The organism is Photorhabdus sp. RM71S (assembly GCF_042879355.1).
GTDB lineage: Bacteria > Pseudomonadota > Gammaproteobacteria > Enterobacterales > Enterobacteriaceae > Photorhabdus > Photorhabdus kayaii.
In genome coordinates this window covers 1-593 of sequence record NZ_JBHFKV010000173.1, presented here as the reverse complement: position 1 = coordinate 593, position 593 = coordinate 1, and the positions used below count along the sequence as shown (strand labels likewise).

General features: G+C 48.9%; 1 protein-coding gene. It reads right to left on the bottom strand.

All coding sequences use genetic code 11. The annotated features are described in order from the left end of the window. Positions 1–593 (bottom strand): phage terminase large subunit family protein (locus tag ACGF5R_RS24350; RefSeq protein WP_387693203.1); only part of this gene is annotated, 593 nt, incomplete at both ends.

Below are 593 nucleotides of genomic sequence, written 5' to 3'. Positions count from 1 at the left end.
TCACTATCGCCAAATGACTTTTCAATACGGCTGGCGCCTTTTACAGTCGGGGTTGAACCCAATACGATTTTGCGGTTCCAAAATGTTTCTGAACGTTTTGTACCTAGTGCGATTTGGTCACCCTCGACACCGGCACCACCTGATGGGTAGCCATCCACTTCATCAAATAAGATGATCCTGCATGTGATACGACGAAACCCGCCCGGACTGTTCGCCCCGACTAATGTCAGATTCGAGCCATTCAAGAACGTCTTTTTCAGGATAGTCTGGTTGCTATTTTTGGCTTTGGGGTCACCAGATATCTCTGCTAACACCGGAGTATCACGCAGCATCGGCGCAATTTCGGTTTTACTGTAGTCCTCCGCATCTTCTACGCGGGGCTGAACAACGAGTATCGGAGAAGGGTCATGCGCCAGATAATAACCGACAACGTGATCCAGTATTTTTGTATACCCGACACGCGCCGATTTCATCACTGAAACATAAGTAACAGTCGGGTCTGTAATGGCATCCATCATGCCGTCTTGATAGGCGAACGAACGAAATCGCCCGGTCTGTGCGCTGGTTTCTTTGGACAGTACGGCGTATTTGTT